The organism is Actinoplanes sp. NPDC048791, from assembly GCF_040650095.1.
Taxonomy (GTDB): domain Bacteria; phylum Actinomycetota; class Actinomycetes; order Mycobacteriales; family Micromonosporaceae; genus Actinoplanes.
This window is the reverse complement of sequence record NZ_JBEZGQ010001201.1, coordinates 1-1446: the sequence shown is the minus strand read 5'-3', so window position 1 is coordinate 1446 and position 1446 is coordinate 1. Positions and strand designations below refer to the sequence as shown.

The following is a 1446-nucleotide window of genomic DNA, read 5'->3' as shown; positions in this document are numbered from 1 at the left end:
CCGGCAGTTCAGCCAGCTGCGCCGTCTCCGGGTCGCGCACGCTGGCCAGGACCACCCGGTGCCGGGTGGTCAGCCGGGACAGCATCGGCAGCAGGCCCTCGACGATCGGTGCCGCGTCCAGCGCCGTGAAGATGACCACCAGGGAGCGTTTGTGGTCGCGGCGCAGCAGGTCGCCGGCCGCCAGCCCGAAGTCCGTCTCGACCAGCGCCGGCTCCAGGGCGGCCATCGAGCTGATCAGGCGGGGGAGCTTGGTGCGGTGGCCGCCGCCCTCCACCTTGGCCCGGACCGCCGTGTCCAGGGCCAGCAGGTCGACCCGGTCGTCGGCCTTGGAAGCCAGCACCGCCAGCAGCAGGGCGGCGTCGATGGCGGCGTCGAGGCGGGGCTCGTCGCCGATCCGGGCCGCCGACGTGCGGCCGGTGTCCAGCACGCAGATCACCCGGCGGTCGCGTTCCGGGCGCCAGGTGCGGACCACCACGTCATGGGTACGGGCACTGGCCCGCCAGTCGATCGAGCGCACGTCGTCGCCGATCACGTACTCGCGCAGCACGTCGAACTCGGTGCCCTGGCCGCGCCCGCGGGTCACCACGGCGCCGTCGAAGATGCGCAGCTTGGCCAGCTTCTCCGGCAGCAGCCGGCGGGACGGGAAGCGCGGCAGGACGCGCAGTGTCGACTCCGGCGTGACGGCCTCGTTCCACTTCTGCCGCCGCTGCCGGTACGCGAGCCCGAGCGGCCCGTACGAGCGCAGCGTCACCCGCACCGCCCGCCGGTCACCGTGCCGGGTCGGGGTGAGCGTGGTGGTGAGCTCCTGTTCCTCGCCGGGCAGCAGGTTGAACCGGTGCTCGGTGTTGTCGGCGCCGGCGGACGGCACCCAGCGGTCGCGCAGCCGCAGCCACAGCGGCCGGCGGGCGGCGTTGCCCACGGTCAGCGCCATGGTGGTCGTCTCGCCCAGCCACACCGTCGCCTCGCCCGAGCGGCGCAGCGTGACCCCGGTGAGCGGCGCCGCGACCAGCACGTCCAGCGTTGCCGCCACGACCGCGAGCCCCAGCACGGCCGCGGTCAGCAGCCACGGGCCCGGCAGCATCGCGGGCAGCGGGAGGCCCAGCGCCAGCAGCAGTGCGAAACGCCTGGTGATCACGGTCGGCTCAGCGGGGCGCGGGCACGGCGCCCAGCACGGTCCGCAGCACCGAGTCGGTGGAGACGCCGTCCAGCTCGGCCTCGGCGCGCAGGCGTACCCGGTGCCGCAGGGTCGGGATGGCGAAGGCCTTCACGTCGTCGGGCAGCACGTAGTCGCGGCCGCTGAGCCAGGCGCGGGCCTTGGCCACCGCGAGCAGCGCGGTCGTGCCGCGCGGGGAGGCGCCCAGCTCCAGCGCCGGTGACACCCGGGTGGCCCGGCACAGGTCCACGATGTACTCCAGCACCGGCTCGGCGACGGCGACCCGGCGGGCC

The 1446-nt window shown here is 75.2% G+C and carries 2 protein-coding genes; both read right to left on the bottom strand.

Annotated elements, in window-relative coordinates; all coding sequences use genetic code 11:
• The coding region (locus tag AB0C29_RS44300) for a DUF58 domain-containing protein (protein WP_360833800.1) at window positions 1-1135 on the bottom strand (1135 nt) is incomplete at its 3' end.
• Window positions 1136-1142: 7 nt separating this feature from the next.
• Window positions 1143-1446 (bottom strand): MoxR family ATPase (locus tag AB0C29_RS44295; protein WP_360833798.1); only part of this gene is annotated, 304 nt, incomplete at its 5' end.